Below are 21,589 nucleotides of genomic sequence, written 5' to 3' on the forward strand. Positions count from 1 at the left end.
ATGATGATGCGTATCCATCACGATCAACGATCCAATGAGATCGCCGCACCGGCTGTTTCATTGCAGCCGGGGAGCGTGCAGATGGCGGTAATGAAAGAAAGGTTCAACGATCAAGAGGCCGTGGTCGCCATCGGCCAACAGGATGTACGCGTCCACTTTGTGGATGGCGTCCCAAGCGACCGTTCGTTTATGGTGCGGCTTGTGAAGCAAGAAGGTGGAACTTGGATGGCGCAAGCGGTGCCACTATCGTCTATAGGGCGGTTTCTGCCATCTTCGTTGGACGATGGAATCGATTCATGGCTGTCGGCCCGTGGCATTCGCCTGACCGAAAAGGAAAAAGAAGCCGTTCGTCGTTTTTGGGAGACGGAAGGCGGCTCGATAAAGAAAAAACAGGAAACCTTCGCTGCTTTGGCGGCGAAACAGCTCGAGGTGACCGAGACGCATTTGCGCCTAGCGCATGAAGCGCTCCATGGCCCGCCGCTCGGAGACCTGTTGGCGCCGTTGTTGACGAAAACGGAACCGGAAGAAACCCATGAAGCAAAAGCGGCGCCTGTTCGTGAACAAACGGAGCGATTGGAAGGTTCGCGCGCGTATGCGGCTGCATCGGAGCTGGTTCTTCCGACGGCAGAGGCTCGGACGTTTGTCATGACGGCAGTGACAGAAAAAATAAGGCAATTGGTCCACGATTTTCGCGTTTGGCAGCGTGATATGGCCCGTCAGCTTGAACGATTTGCGCATGCCGCTGCCCAACAGTCGACAGAGCGAGCCGCGCCGCTTGTTGAGTCGCTCATTCATTCACTCGACCGCATGCTGTTGCACGGGGAATGGTTGTTGTTTACTGACATGAAAACGGAAACGAAGTTGCTTGAGGCGGGGGCGAAATTGGCAGAAGCGAAACGCGGCCTTGCGGAAGGAAAGACGGACGAAGCGGCCAAGACGGCGCGTGAAGTGAAAGCGTTGTTGGAGTCGCTCCGCTTTCAGCCATCTGAACAAAAAGTACAGCGGTTTTTCATGGAATCGGAAGCGTGGCAGGGCACGAAGCCGCACGAGCAGCTGTCGCGCCTTCTGAAACATATGGACCAAGCGCCCAACGATGGCGCATTATCGGCGAGAGGAGTCTTTGAATCGCTGCGTCGCCTCGGCTTTTTCCATGAGCAAGAAGCGGCCCGTGCACTCTTGAGTGGAGAGCGATTACAGCCGGTCGAGAATTTGAAGGCGATGCTGCTGTCATGGGTTGAGGAAGGAACGGCTCCTGCGCAGGCGGAACGGCTGCTCATGAATCTTACCGGCCAACAGTTGCTCAACAAATTTACTGTTGACAGCCACACCCAAACTATGTTGTACCAGTGGCCACTCTCGCTTCATGGTGAGATGGCGACCGTACATGTGCACGTCAACGCTCGCAGCGGTGACGGACAGCTTGACTGGCAAAACTGCCGCCTCTACTTTTTGTTGGACACGAATCAAGGCAAAGTCGGCATTTCCTTGCAGTCGGTCGAACGGCAGCTGTCCGTGACGGTGGAAACAGAACACGAGCCGTTGGCGGCGGTGTTGCAGTCATATACGGCGACAGTCAAAGATCATTTGGAACAGATCGGTTATCGAGTGCAACGCCTCACTTTCCAACCGATGGACACCCAAGACGAGGAGCGGGCGGCGACAGACAGAGTGAAGACGGAAAACGAAACGAGCCGGTAGCGTCAAAAGTTCTATGAAAACTCCACACAGATCATCCCATTGAGCATCGTGGGGCATGCGGAGGGCCGGATTCGCCCTTGACCAACACCCGCCAAAGGTGCGGAAGAGTCGTCAAGGGCGACGGGGACAAAAAAGAAGGCAATAAGAAAGCCGCCCTTGCCATGACCGAATTTTACCTTTGGCGGTGTTCGGTTGGTCAAGGGTTCGCTTCGCCGAATCCGGCAGGAGTTCTGTTCAACGGGCTCCGGCGGACAAAAAAGTCAGGCCGCCTCTTGTTGGAGAAACGCTTGTGCCATGGCGATCAGCTTCGTCCACCGGGCCGGCATATGCGGAAGATCCGCCAGTTCCGGGATGACGACCGGCACCCGGCCTTCGAGCGCGCTGTGTGGGCGCAGAAAGTTGAAATACGCCACAAACAGCGTCACAAAGGACACCGAGCCTTCTTCCGCACCAAACCCATGGGTCGGGCGGTAGTTGCCTTTAAAGGTCCGGTTGAATCGCTCGATGATCTGCTTGAGAGGGCGAAACTCTTCCGAGACCGGATCCTCATTGGTCAGCCCGATCACTTGGCGGACGTCAAATGAAATCCCGTGTTGGGCGAAGAAGTGTTGCGCCAGCAGGTAAATCGGGTTGCCATCCACGACGAACGACAAGTCGTCTGGGAGGGACGCTAGCTTCCTGAGGACATCATCGATGGCCTTGATGGCCGAGAGCGTGTCCCGGTTGGGCGAGACGCGATACGACAGCACGATCTTTTTGACGGCGTCAAACATAAAGAACAGGTAATGCCAGCGCCCTTTGACGCGAATATACGTCTCGTCCCCGCAAAACGAACCGGACAGCTCATACGGGAACCGGTCGACAAAGGGCTTGATCCAAAGCGCGACGCTGTTGGCGTAGTTGAGCACCGTCTGATGGGAGATCGAGACGCCATGGATGTCCTTCATGGCGGCGGCGGTCTCCCTCGAGGACATCCCAAAGTTGACGTAGTACGTCAACACGAGCCCCAACACGTGCGGCGACGCAGCCAGCCGGGACAAATCGACCTTCGGCTTGATGAGCGACGAGGAAGCCAACGGGAGAAAGTCAAACAAGAACTCTCGAAACAAATACCGCACCTTGAAGGCTTGAGGATCCTGTTGAAACTGTTGGCGCTCCTTCTTCGTCATCCGGCGAAGGTTGGCCTGGTAAAACGGGCAAGCGTTGTTCTTGCACTTATAGATGTTGTATTCTTTGCGTTCCTTGATTTTTTCCAGCGTCTTTTTGCAGTGCGGGCAGCGAAAGACCGCTTGCTTGGTGAACCGATTTCGGTGGTTGAACCGGCACTGGCACACTTTGCATTGGTATTGCCCGTTTCCGCCGTTATTGGCGTACAGGTAAGAAGAGGGAGCCTGGCAGCGAGGGCAGGTCAACGAATCCGGAACACGGTGTTTCGCATTCGCGCGGCGCTGGATGGGCCGTAAAGGACGTCCGTGCTGGGCTTCATAGTCTGCCAACAGCTTCCGGTAATCAAGGGTTTCCGGCACATCGATGATCGGAAGGTCATCGACCTGAAGTTTCCGGTACGGCTTTTGGATGGGTTCGTCCAAGTCCTCGAGATTCAAGGATTTTCCCACGATCACACCCATCAAATACACAATGATTTGATATTGGGTCTTGATTATTTCGAGCAAATAGGCTAATAATTGAGGTAACAAAGCTTGTCACTCCTTTGTTTTGGCTGTTGGGTGTCGTTACCTCAATGATGGCCGAAAACAACGGGGGTGGCAAGCTTTTTTTCTTCCAACCGTTGAAACTCAAGGGAAAACCGTGAGTGTGGAGGATAAACTTTTGACAATACCAACGAGCCAGTGGGAGTGGACGATATGAACAGACACCGTTACGCCCCTGCTTTCAAATCATATGAGCAACATCTTGGCCGACAGCCGCGGCAGCTCGCTGATGAGGTGGCCGACAAGGCGGAGCGGGCGGGCATTCCGCTGCCCCATGACCGGGAGTTGCTGAGACAGCTGGTCGATCCGGTGCCGCGCGTCCCGCCGCAGCTTTACGCGGTGATCGGGGAAGTTTTAAAATGGATTCAGAAGCTTGATGAACAAGGCGGTAGGAGCGAAGAAGATGGAGATCAATAAAATTGCTAACACCCCATCGGTTCCAATCGGCAAAAAAGCGGCGGCTTCTTTTTCGCCATCCGTGTCATTTGCCGAGCTGACCGCCAAGGAGCAGGAAAAGCTGCGAAACGAGCGGCTGAGACAGCTGGCGGATGAAATCGAACAGCAAGGAAAAAAACTGGCCAAGTTGCGGACGGTTGACGATTTGCGGCGGTATAAACAGCTCGTCAGACAATTGCTCGATGAAGCGGTGAACCATGGCTTGAAACTGACGGAGCAGTATGGGTTCCATTGGAGCGGCCGTTCCCGCGTCTATCATATCGTCAAAACGATCGACCAAAAGCTGCTGGACGTCACAAACGCGGTGCTCGAGCAAGAACGGCCGAGGATTGATTTGCTGCAGACGTTGGGGGAAATTCAAGGGTTGATCGTCAATTTGTATACGTAATGGGCACATTGGGAGGGGAGAATGATGAACTTAGAAAATTGCCCGGTTTGCGGCCGTCTGTTTGTCCGCTCGCCGTTTCGCGATATTTGCCCGTCTTGTCATGAAGAAGAACGGCAATTTCAAACCGTGGTCCAATTTTTGCGGCGCCGGGAAAACCGGTTGGCGACGATGGAGCAAATTGTCGATGCGACAGGGGTGCCTGAGACGCTGCTGGTCAAATTCATCAAAAGCGGCCGCTTAACGTTGGCGCAGCTGCCGAATTTAGGATATCCGTGCGACCGTTGCGGCAAGCTGATCCGCGAAGGCAGAATGTGCGCTGACTGTTCAAAAGATTTGCAAAGGCAGCTGGAAATGGCGAAAAAAGAAGAAGAACAGAAGAAAAAACAAGTGTTTCGCACGTATTACACCGACAAAGAGCGAAATGGCCGTTAAACAAATGAACGGATTGACCGATAATAGTAGTAAGGCAACAACGGGCGGAACGGATAGGAGGAATCGCAGTGAGAATCGATAACCGGTTTTCGATTGGCGTTCATCCCTACCGTCAGTACTCGGGCATCCCACAAGGAAAAACAGGGCAACCCGGGCGGCGGGATCGCGTCGAAATTTCTGAGGAGGCAAAAGAGCTGCAGCAACGCTCCACTTGGGCCGCCGAGCGGGAAGAGAAAGTGCGCCGGTTGAAGGAACAAATCGACAACAGAACGTATGAGATCGATGCCCGCGCCATTGCGGAGAAACTATACAAGTTCTATAAGGGCGATGGCCAATGAACACAAGGGTAGAAAATCGCCGAACCGATGATGAACAGCGTGCGCCAGCGCTGCAGCTGATGGCGCTCCTTGACCGGCACTTGACGCTGCACCGGCATTTGCTTCAATTGGCCTATCAAAAAACGGACGTATTAAAACGAGGCGATATGGACGGATTAATGCAGCTGATCCAAAAAGAACAAACTGCTATCGCCGCCATCCAGCAGCTCGAGCGCGAGCGGGCACAACTCGTCGCCGCATGGTCCGATGGCGGGCATCCGCTGACATTGGCCGATTGCTTGCCGAAAATGGACGAGGAGGAGCGGCAAAAAGCCGAACAGTTGGCTAGCGAGTTGCTCGACGTGATCAACGAGCTCCAGGCAGTCAACGAGCTGAATGGGCAGCTCATCCGCCAGTCGCTGCAATGGGTGACGCTGATGTTGGACCAATTGATGCCGCAGCCGCCCAACGTGAACTATACCGCGCCAAACCAATCAACGAGACAATATGGACATGGACGAAGCCGTTCACTCTTTGATTCCAAAGCATAGCAGCACAAATCACCGACGGAAAATAAGGAGAGATCGATCCATCCAACAGCCGTCAAAACGAAACAGAGCCGCTAGGCAGAAAACAGCGGACAATCATTAGAAGATGAAAAGGAGGGGCACGATGGGATCAACATTTCACGGGCTGGAAGTCGCCAAGCGCGGCATGGCCGTGCAGCAAATGGCGCTGTACACGACCAGCCATAACATTGCCAACGCCAATACGCTCGGCTATTCCCGTCAGCGTGTCAATTTTGTCCAAAGCGAGCCGTACCCGCCGGCGTCCCTCAACCGCCCGCAAATTCCGGGACAGATGGGGACGGGGGTCGAGGCGGGGTCGATTGAGCGGGTGCGCGACCGCTTTTTTGACTGGCAATACCGCGGCGAGAACAACAAGCTCGGCTATTGGCAAGCCCAAGCCGATGCATTAAAAAAAATGGAGGACATTATGAACGAACCGTCCGACAGCGGTTTATCCAAAACCATGGATCAATTTTGGCAGGCGCTCCAGGATTTAAGTGCAAACCCAGAAAATACAGGGGCCCGCTCGGTCGTGCGCCAGCGCGGACTGGCGGTGGTCGAGACGTTTCATTATTTGGCCGATTCGTTAACCTCTATTCAAAACGATCTCGCCAATGAAATTCAAGTGACCGTCAAATCGATCAACTCGATCGCGGAACAGCTGTATAAAATCAACCAACAAATCGCCGAAGTCGAACTGCACGGCTACTTGCCGAACGATTTGTACGATGAGCGCGACCGACTGCTCGATGAACTGTCTGCGCTCGTCAAAATCGAAGTCGAGCCGAAGCCAAGCGGCGGCAATGCGCTGAAAACGGCGGAGGGGTCTTATGATGTATATATTTTTGATGGCAACGGCCAGCGTCAGCTGCTGGTCAATGGCAACCAAGGATACCAGACGCTGTCCGTATCGCCGAGCGCCAGCTCCTCCCCGGAGATGCCGACCGGTCCGCTTACCGGACTTTCGCTTGGAGGCTCTTCCATCCCGTTTGTCGCCTCCGGCAAGTTGAAAGGGTTGATCGAGGCCTACGGATATGATGACGGAAGCGGTGTCAAAGGCATTTATCCCGATATGTTGAAAAAGCTCGATACGCTCGCGTATTCGTTCGCCAAACGGTTTAACGAAGTGCACCAAACAGGGTATACGCTCAGCCCGAGCAACCCGGGAGGGCTGTTTTTCAGCGATTTGACGCAAGTGGACGGGGCAGCGAAAGCGATCCAATTGTCATCCAATATTGATGATTTAAACAATATCGCCGCTTCATTAGCGCCGAACGAACCGGGGAACGGCTTAAACGCCATTCGTCTCGCCAATGTCAAAAACAGCAATTTTGCCAACCTGCAAAATCCGGCGCCGTCGGTCTCGTATCCGATCACAGCGGGCACGCTGCAGGCGTATTACGAAAGCATGATCGGCCAGCTGGCGGTCGACACCCAACAGGCGAACCGCCTCGTCAACAACTCCGAAGTGCTCCGCCAGTCGGTGGAGGAAAGGCAGCAGTCCGTCAGCGGGGTGTCGCTCGATGAAGAAATGACGAACATGATTCGGTTTCAGCACGCCTACAACGCGGCGGCGCGCACGATTACAACGATTGATGAAATGCTCGATAAAATCATTAACGGCATGGGAATTGTCGGAAGGTAGGTGAGCGATGATGCGCGTCACGCAATCGATGTTGACGCAAAATATGCTGCGCAACTTGAGCCAAAGCTATGAACGGCTCGGCAAAATTCAAGACCAGCTGTCCACCGGCAAAAAAATTGCCCGCCCGTCTGACGACCCGGTCGTGGCCATCAAAGGGATGGCGTACCGGACGAACTTAACTGAGGTGGAACAGTTTAAACGCAATTTCTCCGAAGCCCATAACTGGATCGATGCGTCCGACTCGGCGCTTAACGAAGCGACGCAAGTGCTCCAGCGCATTCGCGAGCTCGTCGTCCAGGCAAGCAACGATACGTATGAGCAATCGCAGCGTGAGCATATCGCGAAAGAGATCGATGAGCTAAAAAACCATTTAGTGTCCATTGCCAACACACAAATTGCGGGCAAATACATTTTCAATGGCACGGATACCCTTCGACCGCCGGTCAACTTGGACGCCCCAGTGAACAAAGTGTCGACGAACACAGAACAAGTGAAAATCGAGCTGTTAAAAGGCATCCAGCTCCCGGTCAACGTCAATCCGACGCGCGTCTTTACGTACAGCGCGACTCCAGGACAAGGGCTGTTCAGCGATTTAGAAGCGCTTGTGAATGACTTGGAAGCTGGCAAGAGCGGCCAAGAGCTGAACGGTTATTTATCCTATATTGACAAGCACATCGACAACGTCTTGGCCGAGCGTGCCGAGCTTGGCGCGCGAAGCAACCGCCTTGAGCTGATGGAAGCGCGTGTCGATGAACAGGAAGTGATCGCCCAACAAATTTTGTCGGACAATGAAGACGCCGATATCGAACGGGTCATTACCGATTTGAAAACACAGGAAAGTGTGCACCGCGCCGCCCTTGGCGTCGGCGCCCGCATCATTCAGCCGACGCTGCTCGACTTTTTGCGCTAAGCGGATAAGGGGGAGATGACGATGCAGCTGCCGCAGATCCGCTTGCAGTCAACGATGGCGAAAATCGCCATCGAAACCGTTCCGGCGAAACTAGAAATCCAACAGCCGCCTGCCGAGTTGGAAATCGAGCAATCTCCGGCCCGACTCACGATCCGTACGACGCCGTCCAAGCTAACGATCGATCAGACAAAAGCGTGGGAAGACATGAACTTAGAACATATCTTCCGCCGCATCGAAAAGTTTGCTGAACAAGGATACAACGATTGGCTTGACGGGCTGGCCCGCGTCTCTCGCCAAGGCGACGAGCTCATGCGCATTGAGGACGGCGGCAACCCGATCGCCGAGCAGGCGAAAGAAAACAGCGAAACTCCGATGTACGAATTCAACATCGGCTGGGTGCCGTCCCCGTTCAGCGTTCACATATCCTATACTCCGGCGGATGTGGATATTCGCTTTGAGGCACGCAAACCGGTCATCCGCGCCCGCACGCATCCACCGGTCATTCGCTACATGCCGGGCGAGGTGGCGATCCGCCTCGCCCAGCGTCCGTCGCTTCACATTGACGTCGTCATTTGAGGAACATAAGGAGGAGCAAGCATTGAACATCGACACGAAATACCACGGAACGGTGGCGGTGAAGGACGAAGACATCATCCGCTTCCCCCACGGCCTGCCCGGATTTGCGGACGAGAAGCGGTTCGTCCTTTTGCCGCTTGCCGACACGCCGTTTGTCATCTTGCAGTCGGTCAAGACCCCCGCGCTTGGGTTTGTGCTGATTGAGCCGTTTTCGTACTTTCCGGCGTACGAATTTGAACTGGATGAAGGGACGGTCGAACAACTTAACATCGAAAGCGAACGCGACGTCGCCGTGTACGTCATCTTGACGGTTGCTGACCCGTTCGACAACACGACCGCGAACTTGCAGGCGCCCGTGGTCATCAACGCCCGAAAACGAATCGGCAAGCAAGTGATCTTATCGAACACCCCGTACAAAACGAAACATCGCCTCTTCCCGGAAAAAGCGGCGACGTAAAGGAGGCGGGCGAACCATGCTTGTTTTAACGCGCAAACTCAAAGAAGCGATCCAAATCGGCGATGACATCGAAATCACCGTCCTCGCCATCCAAGGCGATCAAGTAAAGCTTGGCATCAACGCGCCCAAACACATCGACGTTCATCGCAAAGAAGTGTACCTCGCCATCCAAGCGGAAAACAACGCCGCCTCCGAAGCGCCCGAAGCGTCGCTCGCCGCATTGACCGCCAAACTGAAACAATGGAAACAACGATAACCCGAAGCGCCCAAACGGCGCTTTTTTCGCTCCATCGAAAAAAATTAAATTTCCCTATTAAACTTCCAAAAAACGCGCCGATATAAAAAGTGAGCGCGGTTTGCGGCGAAAGGCGGCCGACTTTCGCCCTAGCCCCGCCGTTCCACAAGGACGTGGAAAACATCATTTCAAGGAGGAAGAGAACATGAGAATCAACCACAACATTGCGGCGTTGAATACGTATCGTCAGCTAACTGCTAATGGTTTAAATGCTTCTAAGAGCATGGAAAAGCTTTCTTCTGGTCTTCGTATTAACCGTGCGGGTGACGACGCAGCAGGGCTATCTATCTCTGAAAAAATGCGCTCACAAATTCGCGGTTTAGAACAAGCGCAACGCAATGCACAAGATGGAATCTCGATGCTTCAGACAGCAGAAGGGGCTTTGAATGAAATCCATTCCATTGCTCAAAGAATGCGTGAATTAGCCGTTCAAGGGGCCAATGACACAAACAATGATGCTGACCGTGAGGCCATTCTTGACGAGTTAGAACAATTAGAAACAGAAATCAATCGAATTTCTAAAACGACTGCATTCAACGAAAAGAAATTATTAAATGGCGATTTGGCTGCGAAAGTTGACACTTCAGGTGATATTAAAGTGGGTGTTGCTGCAGGTACTGGCTCAACAATTAGTGCATTAGACGTATCTGGAGCACTTGCAAGCGAAACTTATACAATTTCAATTGATGATACTAATAATAAAATCACTTTAACTAGATCTAGTGATAGAGTTTCTCAAACGTTAGATATTTCTGCATTATCATCTGAGAGTAAAACTTTTAGTTTTAATCAATTAGGTGTTAGCTTCACCATAACAGGTAAAAATACTGTAGCAGAACTAAAAGCAGGACTTAACAGTAAAACTATTAAAACTGCTGCAGGAAGTGCAGCTGCTGAGTTCTTGATTGGTACAAAAGGTGGCGCAGATGAAACGTTATCTGTAGCTTTTTCAAAATATGATGCTTCTACAATTGGAGATATATCAACAGCAAACGGATCCGATACTATTGAGGATGCTATTGATAAACTACAAGCAGCAAATGGTCTTACAAAGGCTAACTTTGAAAATCTAGTAGATACTATGGATAGAGCAATAAAAGATATTTCTAAACAACGTTCAGCATTAGGAGCTGCACAAAATCGCCTAGAACATACGATCAACAACTTAGGTACATCTGCTGAAAACTTAACAGCAGCAGAATCCCGCATCCGCGACGTAGATTATGCCTTAGCCGCTTAAATGGCGACAGGCACAGTCGTCCTAGCTGGAAACGGCTAGGATCATCACCGGGTGAATTGCTGGAAACCCCTTAGAGCCTTTGACGCCACAACGTAGCTGGAAACAGCAGGCGTGATGGCTGGAAAAGTCAAAGGATTGGGCAACCAGCAGCCAAGCTCCTGTTCCGAAAGGGTGGAGAAGGTTCAACGACTAGGGCATACCGCCTAAGGCGAGCAGCTATGGCGATGAAGTCCGTAGGGTGAACAGGATTCCTCCATCGTCCTGTATCATCCGAAGCGCCCGGCCCCTAACAGGTAAAGCTGAGGGTGAAGATATAGTCTGGTCATTTGCGAAAGCAAATGTTCGCACGATGGCGAAAGAAATGATGGAGTTCACAAAGAACAATATCCTAACACAAGCAGCACAAGCGATGTTGGCTCAGTCTAGTCAAATTCCGCAAGCAGTGTTGCAACTGCTTCGGTAATTTGATTAGAAGGGCGTCTTAGCTGGAAACGGCTAAGAGGATCACTGGGTGAATTGCTGGGAACCCCTAAAGCTTTCCTTGCCACAACGTAGCTGGAAACGGCAGGCGTGATGGCTTGAAAAAAGGAAAGATGCAACAATGGGCAACCAGCAGCCAAGCTCCTGTCCCGAAAGGGTGGAGAAGGTTCAACGACTAGGACATACCACCTAAGGCAAAATGCTATGGTGATGAAGTCCGTAGGGGAGGCAAGATCGCCGAACCGAAGTGCCCAGCCCCTAACAGGTCAAGCTGAGGGTGAAGATGTAGTCTACACAACGTTCGAAAGACGTTGAGGCATGGCAAGCCAACCAACAACCACAAGCAGTATTGCAATTGCTTCGTTAATACGCGAAATTATACCGAGGGACATTTGGTTCCCTCGGTGTTTCTTTTGTTAGAAAAAGCTTTAAAATTTAATAGAACATATGTTTGTGTTATGTTATAATCAAAGGGGGTGATCCAAATGACCACTATAAACAAATATCGACAAATCCCTTCTTGTGAATTGGCGCAATTTCCGATTGTCAGTGTGTACAAAGAGCTGTTGGCTGGAAAGAGAAAGACGCTCCCATCTGGGACGTGGGAAAAGGACGAAAATGTCATCATCTTGGTGCGTTATGTGTTGGAAGTGCAACTTGTTTTATCGAAGGAACAAATTCCCAAGATCACAAAAAAGCTGATCGGCGAGCAAAAGCTTTGGGGAGTGTTGAATCGGTTTAAATCTCCCCGTCGGCTCATTGAGTTTGTTTATCCGAACCAATATAATGAATTCGACTTCTATCGTGTTCCGGTTGATTATTGGGGTAATGTGGAGAATATACGTAAACGCCTAGAGTGGTATTTAGAGAAAGAGGGAATCAAGATTGAGGAGATCCCTCAAAAAGTAAATCGCTATGTTCTTGTCGAATGGGGGTTTTCCAATCCTTTAAAGCGGTACGGTTATTCCCCATTTCGCCTTATGAACGCCCTATACCCCGGCCGTTTTAAAGAAACGGATTTTAAAAAAATTCCTCAAGGTTATGCAACAAACCGCGAATTTTTGAAAGAGCAGTTTATGGACATGCTTCGTCAAGAAAAGATTCGGTTCGAAGACGTGCCGAAGAAAGTGACGCAGCAAATGCTCATCAAGCATCGTTTTAGTGCAGCTTTAAAACATCACCGTAATTCGCCTCTAGAGTTTATACAATATCTTTTCCCCAACCAATTTTCACTCGATGATTTTCACACAAAACCAAACGGCTATTGGAAAGATATCAAGAATGTCAGACAGGCCATTATTGATTTGATTGAAAGGGAGGGAGTAGCCGAGCAGGATGTCCCGCGCTTTATGACGAAACAGCGGCTGATGGCGGAAGGGCTGACTGGTCTGTTACATGAATATCACGGTTCGCCGATTGAGATTATAGAGGCGGTGTTTCCGGGGAAGTATGATGTGACAGAGTTTCAGCGTGTGCCGAACCAACATTGGCATTCGCCGCAAAACCGGGTGCAGGCGCTGCGGACGTTTTGTGCCAAGCGGGGGATCGGCCGCGAGGAGTTGCCGAGGTTAAACCGGGCGTATTTTCGCAAGCATTTTCCACGGTTTATCAGCATGGTCGATCGTCATTACGACAGCAAATTTTACCGTTGGATTATGGAATCATTCCCCGAATATACATTTCAGCCTGAGGAATTTAATTTGCTAGTTGGGATTGACGGGCAATTGTGTGATTCAAAAGAAGAACTAGAAATCCATAACTTTTTGATTCGCGAGGTCGTTGATGGGAAAGTGGAAAGAGAAGGATGTCGTTTTGTGAACCAAGAATATGACGAAGTATATATCCCTGACTGGGTGATTGAACAAAACGGCAGAAAGTGGATTGTCGAATATTTCGGACTATATGGTTCGACGCGTTACAAGTGGTATACGGAGAAGGCGGACCGAAAAATGCAGTTTTACCATTCGCTCGCCGATTATACGTTGATTGTGATCATGCCTGATGATTTTCGGGAAAAAGGGTTTCAAAGAATTGTGTCCCTTTTGATTAGTAATGGGATACAGATTAATGTTCATTGTTCTCTGGAACGATGATTTTTAAGGCATTAAGAGGTTAAAAATGATAAAATGAAGCAAAAAGTTGAAGAGATTATGTACCAATGTCATTGCCATAAACCGATAGCTGTCCGGCCGCATTGGTACTACTGAAGGAGGTGACGCAATGATCATCCTAAAACAAGGCAATCTCTTGGAAGATGAAGCAGAAGCTTTGGTGAACACGGTCAATTGTGTCGGCGTGATGGGGAAAGGAATTGCACTGCAATTTAAGCAAGCTTATCCAGAAATGTTTTCGGAGTATGAAAAGGCTTGCCGCCGTAAGGAAGTGCAGCCAGGCAAAATGCATGTCGTTTCCACTAAATCGTTATTGAACCCAAAATATATTATTAATTTTCCTACAAAACGCCATTGGAAAAATAAATCCCGGATGGAAGATATTGAACTAGGGTTGGCAGATTTGATAAAGGTGGTTAAGGAGCTTAATATAAAATCGATTGCGCTTCCGCCGCTTGGCTGTGGAAATGGTGGGCTTAGATGGGATGAAGTACGTCCTAAAATTGAAGCGGCTTTTGAGCATTTAAAAGAGGTGGAAGTGCATTTGTATGAGCCTGCAGGGAGCCCTAACCCTGATCAAATCAAAATACGTACAAAACCTCCAAAGATGACAAGATCTCGAGCGTTATTGCTAATGTTAATGAATGATTATTCCATTCCGGGGTATAAGTTGTCATTGCTGGAAATTCAGAAGTTGGCTTATTTTCTTCAGGTTGTCGGCGAACCGATGAGATTGCGATTTGAGAAAGGGAAATACGGTCCGTATGCGGACAACTTAAATCATGTGCTACTGCGTTTGGACGGTCATTTTATTCGAGGTTTTGGAGACCGCAATCGGGATGCGGAAATTTATTTACTACCGAATGCGGTACAAGAAGCTGAACAGTATTTGCAGGGTGATTCTGAAGCTGATGAACATTTAGATAAAGTGCGGAATGTCATTCAAGGGTTTGAAACTCCATATGGGCTGGAATTGCTTTCCACTGTACATTGGGTTGTGAAAGAAAATCCGGATATAAAAGACGATATTCATTCCATTATTAAAGAAATTCATAATTGGAACGAACGAAAGCGGAAGATATTTAAAGAAACGCATATCACAAAAGCTTGGCAACATTTGAAAGGAATAGGGATGCTTAATTAATAAAAAATGCTTGTTAGATTAAGCCTTGCTCGTTCGGGGAGTAAGGCTTTTATTATCAGTGTAAGCCTTAATTAGATTCTTATCCCAATCAAATAAAGATACGTCCAGACCTTTTAAAGATGACAAAATCGAATGTGATATTATGCAATATTTGTAATTTTTTCATTATATCTTATTTGGCGGCTAACGGGTAGATGAGTCAGAAAATAACGATGAAACAAACGATATACGAAATATTTTCTGTAAATTGTATTCAGATAGTAGCAAGGACATGAAAATTTACTTATTACTGTGGATATTAGTCAAAAATTTTTGCTCGATATCGAATAGGGTCCCGATTGAAAAAGCAGAGGACAAGCAAACTCCCTTAGTATAGTTTGTTTCTATCGATATGATGTTAGACGTTGGCATTAAATTGTACTCATACTGCTTGCCACGCTTAAATTTTAAAAATATTGCTTTATATATGTAAGGTGATTAGTGATAAAATGTAATAAAAAGAGATGGAGGCAAACAAATGAAATGGTCAGAGTTACGTAAGCAATATCCGAAGTATATATTCAGCCACATCCTAAAGTGAGCTGAATATTTTCTTCTTTCCTTGTCTATGATGTGAATATTGATAGACAAGGAGGTGAATCGCATGTTGACGGTACAACAAGCTGTATTTACAGTTGAGGGCTTAATCGGCAAAGTTCAACAACAAAAACAGCTCATTCATCAACTCATTCAAGAAAATGAACATTTGCGTCACGAAAACAAACAGCTACGCAAAGAAAATGAACAACTGAAGTACCGTGTTCAAGAGCTGGAAGCACGCACGAAAAAAAACAGCTCCAATAGCCATTTGCCCCCATCTTCTGACCGTTTTGCCAACACACGTTCTTCTCGTCAACCATCTGGCAACAAGCCAGGCGGACAAGAAGGACATCAAGGAACGACGCTCCGTCAAGTGGAACATCCACATCATCGTGTCGTCCACCGTGTGCATACGTGTCAAGGATGTGGGGCTTCTTTGCGTGACGTCAAACCGTTCAAAGTCGATATCCGTCAAGTGTTTGATGTCCCTCCTGTGGCGATCGAGGTGACACAACATGAACGTGAAGTGAAATCGTGTCCACATTGTCGATGCGTGCAACAAGCCGAATTCCCATCCCATGTCACGAATCATGTGCAATACGGTCCACGGCTCACGGCGCTCGTTGTTTATTTACATCATATCCAATTGATCCCGTACAAGCGTTTAAGTGATACAATCGAAGCGTTATATCAACACTCGATTAGTACAGGAACCCTTGCCAATATGGTGAAACGAGGACGCGAAGCGCTGGAATCAAATATGGACATCATCGAAGACGCCTTACTTGAATCCAACATCCTGCATGTCGATGAAACGAGTTTGCGCATCAATGGGAAACTCGCATGGGTGCATGTCGCGTGTACATCGAGATATACATACTTGGCTCCTCACGCTTCTCGTGGAAAAAAAGCGACCGATGAGATCGGGATTCTTCCCCGATATGAAGGGACGATGATGCACGATGCGTTCGGTACGTATCCGAAATACACACATGCCACCCATGCCCTTTGTCATGCCCACCATTTGCGTGAGTTAAAAGGATTCATCGAACAGGGGCATACGTGGGCGATGCGCATGACCACGTTTCTGTTAGCCGCCAAGCAAGCCGTCGAAGCCCATCACGGTGCACTTTCCGAAGAAGAAGCGAGACGGTGGGAACGAGTGTATGATCGCATCCTAGAAAGAGCACAACACCGATTAGAAACGATGACGCCTCTTCCGAAAAAAGCACTCGCTTTTGTTCGACGCCTTCAAAAACGAAAGGAAGAAGCGCTGCGTTTCTTACGTGAAGTACATGTTCCCTTTGACAACAACCAAGCCGAACGCGATCTTCGCATGGTCAAAGTCAAAGAGAACATTTCGGGTACGTTTCGCGAAGAAACATTCGCGCAGTCGTTTTGCATCGCAAGAAGCATCGTTTCCACACTGACGAAACACGAAAAAAACGTGTGGGATTCGTTATGTCTTCTGTTGGCAGGCGAAACGATCGATCGAGTTCTTTCCGCTACCTAGGGCATTTTCTATGACCGAAATGCCCTATTTGTGCTGGGCTTTTTTATACACTAGCACTGGGGTGAATAGTTACTATCCGAATCAATTTGTGTTGGTGGAGGCTATTTCGGCTTGTTCACAAAATGGCAAACGTATCATTAAGGAAATGGCAGTGATCGATCGGTATCATAGTGTGTCTGATGCATGGAATGGTTATAAACAGCAGCACAAAACTTTTCCGGAGAAAGAATTATATATTTTTCACACAAGTAAGGAGCAAATAGAGGTAGAAGAACAATATTTTATAGGGATTCGGGGGAGAGTATGAATATAAGAATAGAAAATGGATTACCTATTGTTTCTGTCGAAATAAAGTGTGGTGAAAAAACTGTTCTTTTAACAGACGTGTTGTTGGACACAGGTTGTGCTACGACCATTTTTGATACGGATGCACTCGCACAAATTGGTATCGAATTAGATATTACCCGTGGTGCTAGTTGAGCTTTAGCGCTCAACTAGCCCAAGTGTAACCAGGGAATAAGCTAACAATATACCGTCTAGTGCCACTTCAAATCCGATAATCGAATTGGCTCGGATCCCCGTGATGCGATAGTGGTCAACCAGAACCGAGAACACCGTCTCGATCACTTTGCGTTTTTGTTGGATCCACTGCTCCCATGTCTCAGACGCACGATGTTTCTGGTTTTTTCGAGACGGAGTCCAAAGCGCCATTTGGTATTCTTCGTACAGCCTTTTTTGCAAGTCACGGCTAATGAATCCTTTGTCCCCAAAGTTATACGGGTGGGGAATTTGGGTCATCACGCTTTCGGCTGCGATTCGATCGTGGCAAGATGCTTCCGTCACCACATACCCCATTGGCAGCCCTTGATCGGTCACTTGAAGGTGCAGCTTCAACCCGTAGTACCATTGCTTTTTGGAAGCGCAATACCCGATGTCGGCGATCTCTTGAAACCGTTTGACGCGATGCATTCTTGCCGTATGGCACAACGGGAGCGGCAAGCTGTCCACGACGGCATAGGCATGATGTTGACCGCGTTTTGCCAGCTCATGACGGATCCATTTGATGGCGAAACCAAGCGCCCGGCAACGGCGGTTGTATCGGGAGCGTTCAAGAAACGAGCCGTTTGTGAACAAATTTCCCGTGACAAAACGATGCCACGCCCGTTCAGAAGTAAAACCGAGCAACTTTCCTAAAAGATGAATCGCGATGACCACGGCGTCTTCCTGTTTGACCAAATGGCGGTTGCGACGCTGTAGGTACATCTGAATCGATGACAGTTGGGCAGAGACAAAAAAGAAAATGGCGGCATATTGCTTTTGAATCTTTGCTTGATCTGTAGTAAAATGAAAGTGCTCTTGCATAGGGATTCTCCTTTCAATGTTTGGTTGCACTTTCATTTTAAGGAGATCCTCATGCAAGGGCTATTTTTATGCTTGTTTGAGTTTATCTAGCACCACGGGTAACATAGCCTTTATTAAATAAAGGAGTTGTTTAATCGATTCAATAAATTTTTGAATATTTCGCATTCTTCTTCTGTCCATTCTTCCAACCATTGATTGTATCTGGATAATCGTATTTTTTTGTCCATAGCAAGTTTCTCTTTTCCCGTTTCGGTAAGGTGAAAAAGAGTGGCTCGTCCATCGCTCGGATCTGCTAAACGTTCGATTAGTCCTTTGGATTCAAGTGAGGCCGCTTGTCTGCTGACGGTTGAAATATCAAGTTTCAGCACATCGGCCAGTGTCTTCAGCCGTGCGGATCCTAATTTATCGAGTTCTCTTAGCAGTAAATAAGTGGCACGTTCAAAGATGCCTACTTTTTTATCTGTCTGGTCCACATAAGTGGCCATACGTATAAAGGTCGTCATTTCGTATTCGATTTGTTCAATGGCACGTTCTTTTTTTGACAATCCCATATTCCTCCTTAAATTGGCGCCGCTTTCAACTTCTAAATTCATTGACAAGGAAAAATATCATTTTATAACTCACATTTCGCACCCTCCCAACGAAAATCGGGAGGATTTTTTGTGTCCATCGTCGAATGAATCCTTGACATACAAGGAAAGTGAAGGAGTTTTTCTCTCATGAACGTTCAAGTCAAAAAGGTCTATCGTAATGATTATTTGAATATAATAAGTGCCCTATTCAAGAAACTGGGCCTGCCCCAATTGATTGACCATCTCGTTCCCGTTGATCCACAGTGCCAGACTCGAGTCAGCGACGCCGTTCAGGCCATCATCTACAATCTGTTTGACGGCCGGCAAGCCCTCGTTCACGTGGAACGATGGGCTCAGGAGGTCGATTGTGAGAAACTCATCCGTCCCGGTCTCCATCCTTCCTGGTTGAACGACGATGCCTTGGCTCGTCATCTCGACCGCTTGTATGAGGCCGACATTCACAAGGTGATCAGCACTTGCTTGATTCATATTTATCGAAAAGAAGGCCTTTCCCTCCGAGCCTTCCACGCCGATACGACGGACAAGACCGTTTACGGCGCGTATGAATCGGCCTCATTAGAGGCTTTGCAGATCACACATGGCTATAACCGCCATCATCGTTGGCAAAAACAGATCGGTTTCGGACTGGTCGGCAACGAGGACGGCATCCCGTTTTACGGCGATGTGCACGACGGCAACCTGCCTGACAAAACGTGGAATCCGGAGGTGCTGTCCCGTGTCCATGAACAGCTGAAGCAGGCCAAAATCGAAGACGAATGGATTTACGTGGCCGATTCCGCCGCGATGACGAAAGAGACCCTGGCGCAAACCAAAGCGGCCAACGCCTTTTTGATCACCCGAGGCCCTTCGTCGCTCCGCATCGTCAAACGGGCATTAGCGGAGGCCGATTCGCCTCACATCCCGTGGAGCGAACCCTTTACCCTGGCGGAGAGAAACGGCGCCACGTACCGGGTATGGGAAACATCCTCCACCTATGAAGGCCACCCCGTTCGGCTGATCGTCGTCGAATCGAGTGCGCTCGACCAGCGAAAAGGAAAGACGCTCGAAAAAGAACGAACCAAAGAAGCGGAGCTTCTTCGCGAGGAACAAGCCCATTGGGAGCGCCACCCTTTCTCGTGCCGGGAAGACGCTGAACAAGCCTTGGCGTCCCTCAAGATGTCCCTTCGCCCACGGTTTCATCAGGTCAAGGCCGCGGTCGAAGAGATCGTACGCCCGAAAAAACGGCGCGGACGGCCGAAAAAAGGGGCGGAACCCGAGATGGAGACGCGGTATCTCTTGCGCCTTGACGTCGAATTCGACCAAAACGCGTGGGAACAGGCAAGACGGAAAGCGTCCCGGTTTGTCCTCGTCACGACCGTTCCGGAGGAATGGAAGGGCCAACAAATGGATGCCCAAGAGATCTTGAAGCTATATAAAGGGCAGATCTCGGTGGAAATGAACTTCGCTTTTTTGAAAGACCCTTTTTTCACGGATGAGATCTATGTCAAAAAGCCAGAACGAGTTGCGGTATTGGGCTATTTGTTTCTCTTGGCCTTGGCCATTTACCGCGTCTTTCAGCGCCGGGTGCGCCAGTTCATCACACCCGAACACCCATTAAAGGGCGCCGGAGGCCGCAAGCTGACCCGACCGACGGGGCAGGCGATTTTCCAGCTGTTTCAATATGTGAACGTCGTCCTCCTGGAGCTGCCGGATGGACGCATCCAACGCTCACTGGATCGCTCCTTCACCCCTGAACAACGAAGGATTCTGCAGGGGTTGGGGCTGGATGAGAGCATTTACGTGTAACGTCATACGGAACGACCAGCGATGGTAAAAAAAGGATAGCCATCGCTCGTCGTGTTGGTCAAAAAGTTATTCTGAAAAACTAAATAAAAAATCCTTTGTTTTGACCTTGTTAGGGTGCGAAATGTGAGTTATAATACATATTATGTATATAGTTGTATTATACAAGTATTTGAGTATTTTCTATTCCTATCATACATGATTACTACTCAATTTAAAGAGAATGGGGGAAGGATTTTTGCATATGAAGTGGATTCAAATTATTATTCAAATTTTTATTCTATACGGGTTTTCGTTTATTGGTGAAATGATTCACCGCACTTTGCATTTATTGATTCCCGGAAATGTGCTGGGACTTTTATTATTGCTGCTTTGTTTGTCTTTAAAACTATTTAAGCTGGATTGGATTGAACAAGGGGCTGGCTTCTTAATAGCGTTTCTGCCTCTTCTTTTTGTTCCGGCCATGATTGGCATTATGAATTACCCTTCATTGCTTTCCAAGCAGGGGGTATTATTATTTTTCATTGTCTTCATTAGCACGATCATGACGGTGGTAGCTGCTGGTCATGCCAGTCAATTATTAGAAAAAAGCAGACAAAAAAGAAAGGATGAGCAGAAAGCATGATACAACAAGTTCTTATCCCTCTCGTCATGATCATCATGACGGTTGGGATTTATCTGATCATGAGCCGTATTTATTCACGCTTTTCTTGGCCGTTTTTGCTTCCCGTATTGACAACGACCATTTTGATGGTCGTTTTGTTGATTGGTGCACATATTTCGTATGACACATATATGAAGGGCGGCAAGTGGATTAATTTTTTGCTTCGACCAAGTGTCGTAGCGTTGGCCTATCCTTTATATAAGCAACGTTTTGTGCTGAAAAAATATATGGTTCCTATTCTGGTAGGCGTGAGCGTCGGGACGATGACCGGAATGCTAAGCGGACTTTTCTTTGGCAGATTCTTTCATTTTGATCGTAGTCTTGTTTTATCGATGCTGCCGAAATCCTTTACGATGCCAGTGGCTATTCAAATTACAGCCAGCATCGGCGGAATTTCCTCGATGACGATTATATGTGTGATGGTGGCAGGCCTTACCGGCGCCATAGTAGGACCCGTGATCTTAAAGTGGCTGCGCATCAAAAGTGTGCTTGGAAAAGGAATTGCCCTTGGAAGTGCATCACATGTACTTGGAATCACAAAAGCATCCGAATTCGGAGAACTAGCCGTTTCCATCGGCTCCGTCGCCATGATATTAAGTGCTTTATTAGGCTCCATTGTCGCACCGTATATCACCATGTTCTTTCATATTTAAAAGGGGACAGACC

General features: G+C 48.8%; 23 protein-coding genes and 1 pseudogene. 21 read left to right on the forward strand and 3 right to left on the reverse strand.

The genetic code is table 11. The annotated features are described in order from the left end of the window. On the forward strand, window positions 1–1,698 hold the full coding sequence (locus tag NSS88_RS10330; protein WP_341084359.1) for a hypothetical protein: 1,698 nt from the start codon (window positions 1–3) through the stop codon (window positions 1,696–1,698). A gap of 260 nt (window positions 1,699–1,958) precedes the next feature. Here NSS88_RS10330 and NSS88_RS10335 read toward each other — a convergent pair whose 3' ends face one another. Continuing rightward, window positions 1,959–3,395 carry a DDE-type integrase/transposase/recombinase gene (locus tag NSS88_RS10335; RefSeq protein ID WP_095859072.1) on the reverse strand — a complete coding sequence of 479 codons (1,437 nt, stop codon included), beginning with the start codon at window positions 3,393–3,395 and terminating at the stop codon, window positions 1,959–1,961. Window positions 3,396–3,563: 168 nt separating this feature from the next. On the opposite strand from NSS88_RS10335, the gene NSS88_RS10340 reads away from it, so the two are divergent. The 17 genes and pseudogenes from NSS88_RS10340 (at window position 3,564) to NSS88_RS10420 (ending at window position 17,002) form a co-directional block, all read left to right on the forward strand. Next, window positions 3,564–3,827, forward strand: a complete 264-nt coding sequence (locus tag NSS88_RS10340) for a hypothetical protein (RefSeq protein ID WP_096226149.1) — start codon at window positions 3,564–3,566, stop codon at window positions 3,825–3,827. Then, window positions 3,814–4,254, forward strand: a complete 441-nt coding sequence (locus NSS88_RS10345) for a YaaR family protein (RefSeq protein WP_020756448.1) — start codon at window positions 3,814–3,816, stop codon at window positions 4,252–4,254. The genes NSS88_RS10340 and NSS88_RS10345 overlap by 14 nt, the downstream gene beginning before the upstream one ends. 21 nt (window positions 4,255–4,275) lie before the next feature. Continuing rightward, the gene (locus tag NSS88_RS10350) at window positions 4,276–4,686 is read left to right on the forward strand and encodes a TIGR03826 family flagellar region protein (protein ID WP_200910056.1); all 411 of its coding nucleotides are present in this window, start codon (window positions 4,276–4,278) and stop codon (window positions 4,684–4,686) included. Between the two features lie 68 nt (window positions 4,687–4,754). Continuing rightward, the gene (flgM, locus tag NSS88_RS10355) at window positions 4,755–5,024 is read left to right on the forward strand and encodes a flagellar biosynthesis anti-sigma factor FlgM (protein ID WP_341084370.1); all 270 of its coding nucleotides are present in this window, start codon (window positions 4,755–4,757) and stop codon (window positions 5,022–5,024) included. Next, the gene (locus NSS88_RS10360; protein ID WP_023633641.1) at window positions 5,021–5,554 is read left to right on the forward strand and encodes a flagellar protein FlgN; all 534 of its coding nucleotides are present in this window, start codon (window positions 5,021–5,023) and stop codon (window positions 5,552–5,554) included. The genes flgM and NSS88_RS10360 overlap by 4 nt, the downstream gene beginning before the upstream one ends. 121 nt (window positions 5,555–5,675) lie before the next feature. Next, window positions 5,676–7,217, forward strand: a complete 1,542-nt coding sequence (gene flgK / locus NSS88_RS10365) for a flagellar hook-associated protein FlgK (RefSeq protein WP_055358255.1) — start codon at window positions 5,676–5,678, stop codon at window positions 7,215–7,217. A 10-nt stretch (window positions 7,218–7,227) separates the two neighbouring features. Further along, complete coding sequence (flgL, locus tag NSS88_RS10370; RefSeq protein WP_033014971.1) at window positions 7,228–8,127, forward strand: flagellar hook-associated protein FlgL; 900 nt, start codon at window positions 7,228–7,230, stop codon at window positions 8,125–8,127. Between the two features lie 21 nt (window positions 8,128–8,148). Continuing rightward, complete coding sequence (locus NSS88_RS10375) at window positions 8,149–8,703, forward strand: DUF6470 family protein (RefSeq protein WP_033006521.1); 555 nt, start codon at window positions 8,149–8,151, stop codon at window positions 8,701–8,703. Window positions 8,704–8,725: 22 nt separating this feature from the next. Continuing rightward, window positions 8,726–9,160 (forward strand): flagellar assembly protein FliW, encoded by a 435-nt coding sequence (fliW, locus tag NSS88_RS10380; RefSeq protein ID WP_055358256.1) that lies wholly within the window; start codon window positions 8,726–8,728, stop codon window positions 9,158–9,160. Between the two features lie 16 nt (window positions 9,161–9,176). Further along, entirely contained in the window at window positions 9,177–9,416 is a 240-nt protein-coding gene (gene csrA, locus NSS88_RS10385; protein ID WP_055358257.1) for a carbon storage regulator CsrA, read from the forward strand. 184 nt (window positions 9,417–9,600) lie between these two features. Next, window positions 9,601–10,695, forward strand: a complete 1,095-nt coding sequence (locus NSS88_RS10390; RefSeq protein ID WP_061580569.1) for a flagellin N-terminal helical domain-containing protein — start codon at window positions 9,601–9,603, stop codon at window positions 10,693–10,695. Window positions 10,696–11,041: 346 nt separating this feature from the next. Next, a pseudogene (locus NSS88_RS10395) lies at window positions 11,042–11,158 on the forward strand (flagellin); the annotation flags it as partial. A gap of 502 nt (window positions 11,159–11,660) precedes the next feature. Continuing rightward, window positions 11,661–13,268 carry a hypothetical protein gene (locus NSS88_RS10400; protein WP_341084382.1) on the forward strand — a complete coding sequence of 536 codons (1,608 nt, stop codon included), beginning with the start codon at window positions 11,661–11,663 and terminating at the stop codon, window positions 13,266–13,268. Window positions 13,269–13,395: 127 nt separating this feature from the next. Further along, the gene (darG, locus tag NSS88_RS10405) at window positions 13,396–14,430 is read left to right on the forward strand and encodes a type II toxin-antitoxin system antitoxin DNA ADP-ribosyl glycohydrolase DarG (RefSeq protein ID WP_341084383.1); all 1,035 of its coding nucleotides are present in this window, start codon (window positions 13,396–13,398) and stop codon (window positions 14,428–14,430) included. A gap of 643 nt (window positions 14,431–15,073) precedes the next feature. After that, window positions 15,074–16,522 (forward strand): IS66-like element ISBst12 family transposase, encoded by a 1,449-nt coding sequence (locus NSS88_RS10410; RefSeq protein ID WP_341084384.1) that lies wholly within the window; start codon window positions 15,074–15,076, stop codon window positions 16,520–16,522. Between the two features lie 10 nt (window positions 16,523–16,532). After that, window positions 16,533–16,829 carry a hypothetical protein gene (locus NSS88_RS10415; protein WP_445297962.1) on the forward strand — a complete coding sequence of 99 codons (297 nt, stop codon included), beginning with the start codon at window positions 16,533–16,535 and terminating at the stop codon, window positions 16,827–16,829. Further along, window positions 16,826–17,002 (forward strand): hypothetical protein, encoded by a 177-nt coding sequence (locus NSS88_RS10420; RefSeq protein ID WP_341084387.1) that lies wholly within the window; start codon window positions 16,826–16,828, stop codon window positions 17,000–17,002. The genes NSS88_RS10415 and NSS88_RS10420 overlap by 4 nt, the downstream gene beginning before the upstream one ends. Before the next feature lie 3 nt (window positions 17,003–17,005). Here NSS88_RS10420 and NSS88_RS10425 read toward each other — a convergent pair whose 3' ends face one another. After that, window positions 17,006–17,884, reverse strand: a complete 879-nt coding sequence (locus NSS88_RS10425; protein WP_055357903.1) for an IS982 family transposase — start codon at window positions 17,882–17,884, stop codon at window positions 17,006–17,008. 113 nt (window positions 17,885–17,997) lie between these two features. Continuing rightward, window positions 17,998–18,435 carry a MarR family winged helix-turn-helix transcriptional regulator gene (locus NSS88_RS10430; RefSeq protein ID WP_061580962.1) on the reverse strand — a complete coding sequence of 146 codons (438 nt, stop codon included), beginning with the start codon at window positions 18,433–18,435 and terminating at the stop codon, window positions 17,998–18,000. 168 nt (window positions 18,436–18,603) lie between these two features. Here NSS88_RS10430 and NSS88_RS10435 point away from each other — a divergent pair, with 168 nt between their 5' ends. The 3 genes from NSS88_RS10435 (at window position 18,604) to NSS88_RS10445 (ending at window position 21,576) form a co-directional block, all read left to right on the forward strand. Then, window positions 18,604–20,262 (forward strand): IS1634 family transposase, encoded by a 1,659-nt coding sequence (locus NSS88_RS10435; protein ID WP_341084388.1) that lies wholly within the window; start codon window positions 18,604–18,606, stop codon window positions 20,260–20,262. A 241-nt stretch (window positions 20,263–20,503) separates the two neighbouring features. After that, window positions 20,504–20,884 carry a CidA/LrgA family protein gene (locus tag NSS88_RS10440; protein ID WP_061580772.1) on the forward strand — a complete coding sequence of 127 codons (381 nt, stop codon included), beginning with the start codon at window positions 20,504–20,506 and terminating at the stop codon, window positions 20,882–20,884. Further along, complete coding sequence (locus NSS88_RS10445) at window positions 20,884–21,576, forward strand: LrgB family protein (RefSeq protein WP_061580773.1); 693 nt, start codon at window positions 20,884–20,886, stop codon at window positions 21,574–21,576. Before NSS88_RS10440 ends, NSS88_RS10445 begins: the two co-directional genes overlap by 1 nt. Window positions 21,577–21,589 lie beyond the last annotated feature (13 nt).

This window comes from Geobacillus sp. FSL W8-1251 (genome assembly GCF_038005945.1).
In the GTDB taxonomy this organism is placed as follows: domain Bacteria; phylum Bacillota; class Bacilli; order Bacillales; family Anoxybacillaceae; genus Geobacillus; species Geobacillus stearothermophilus.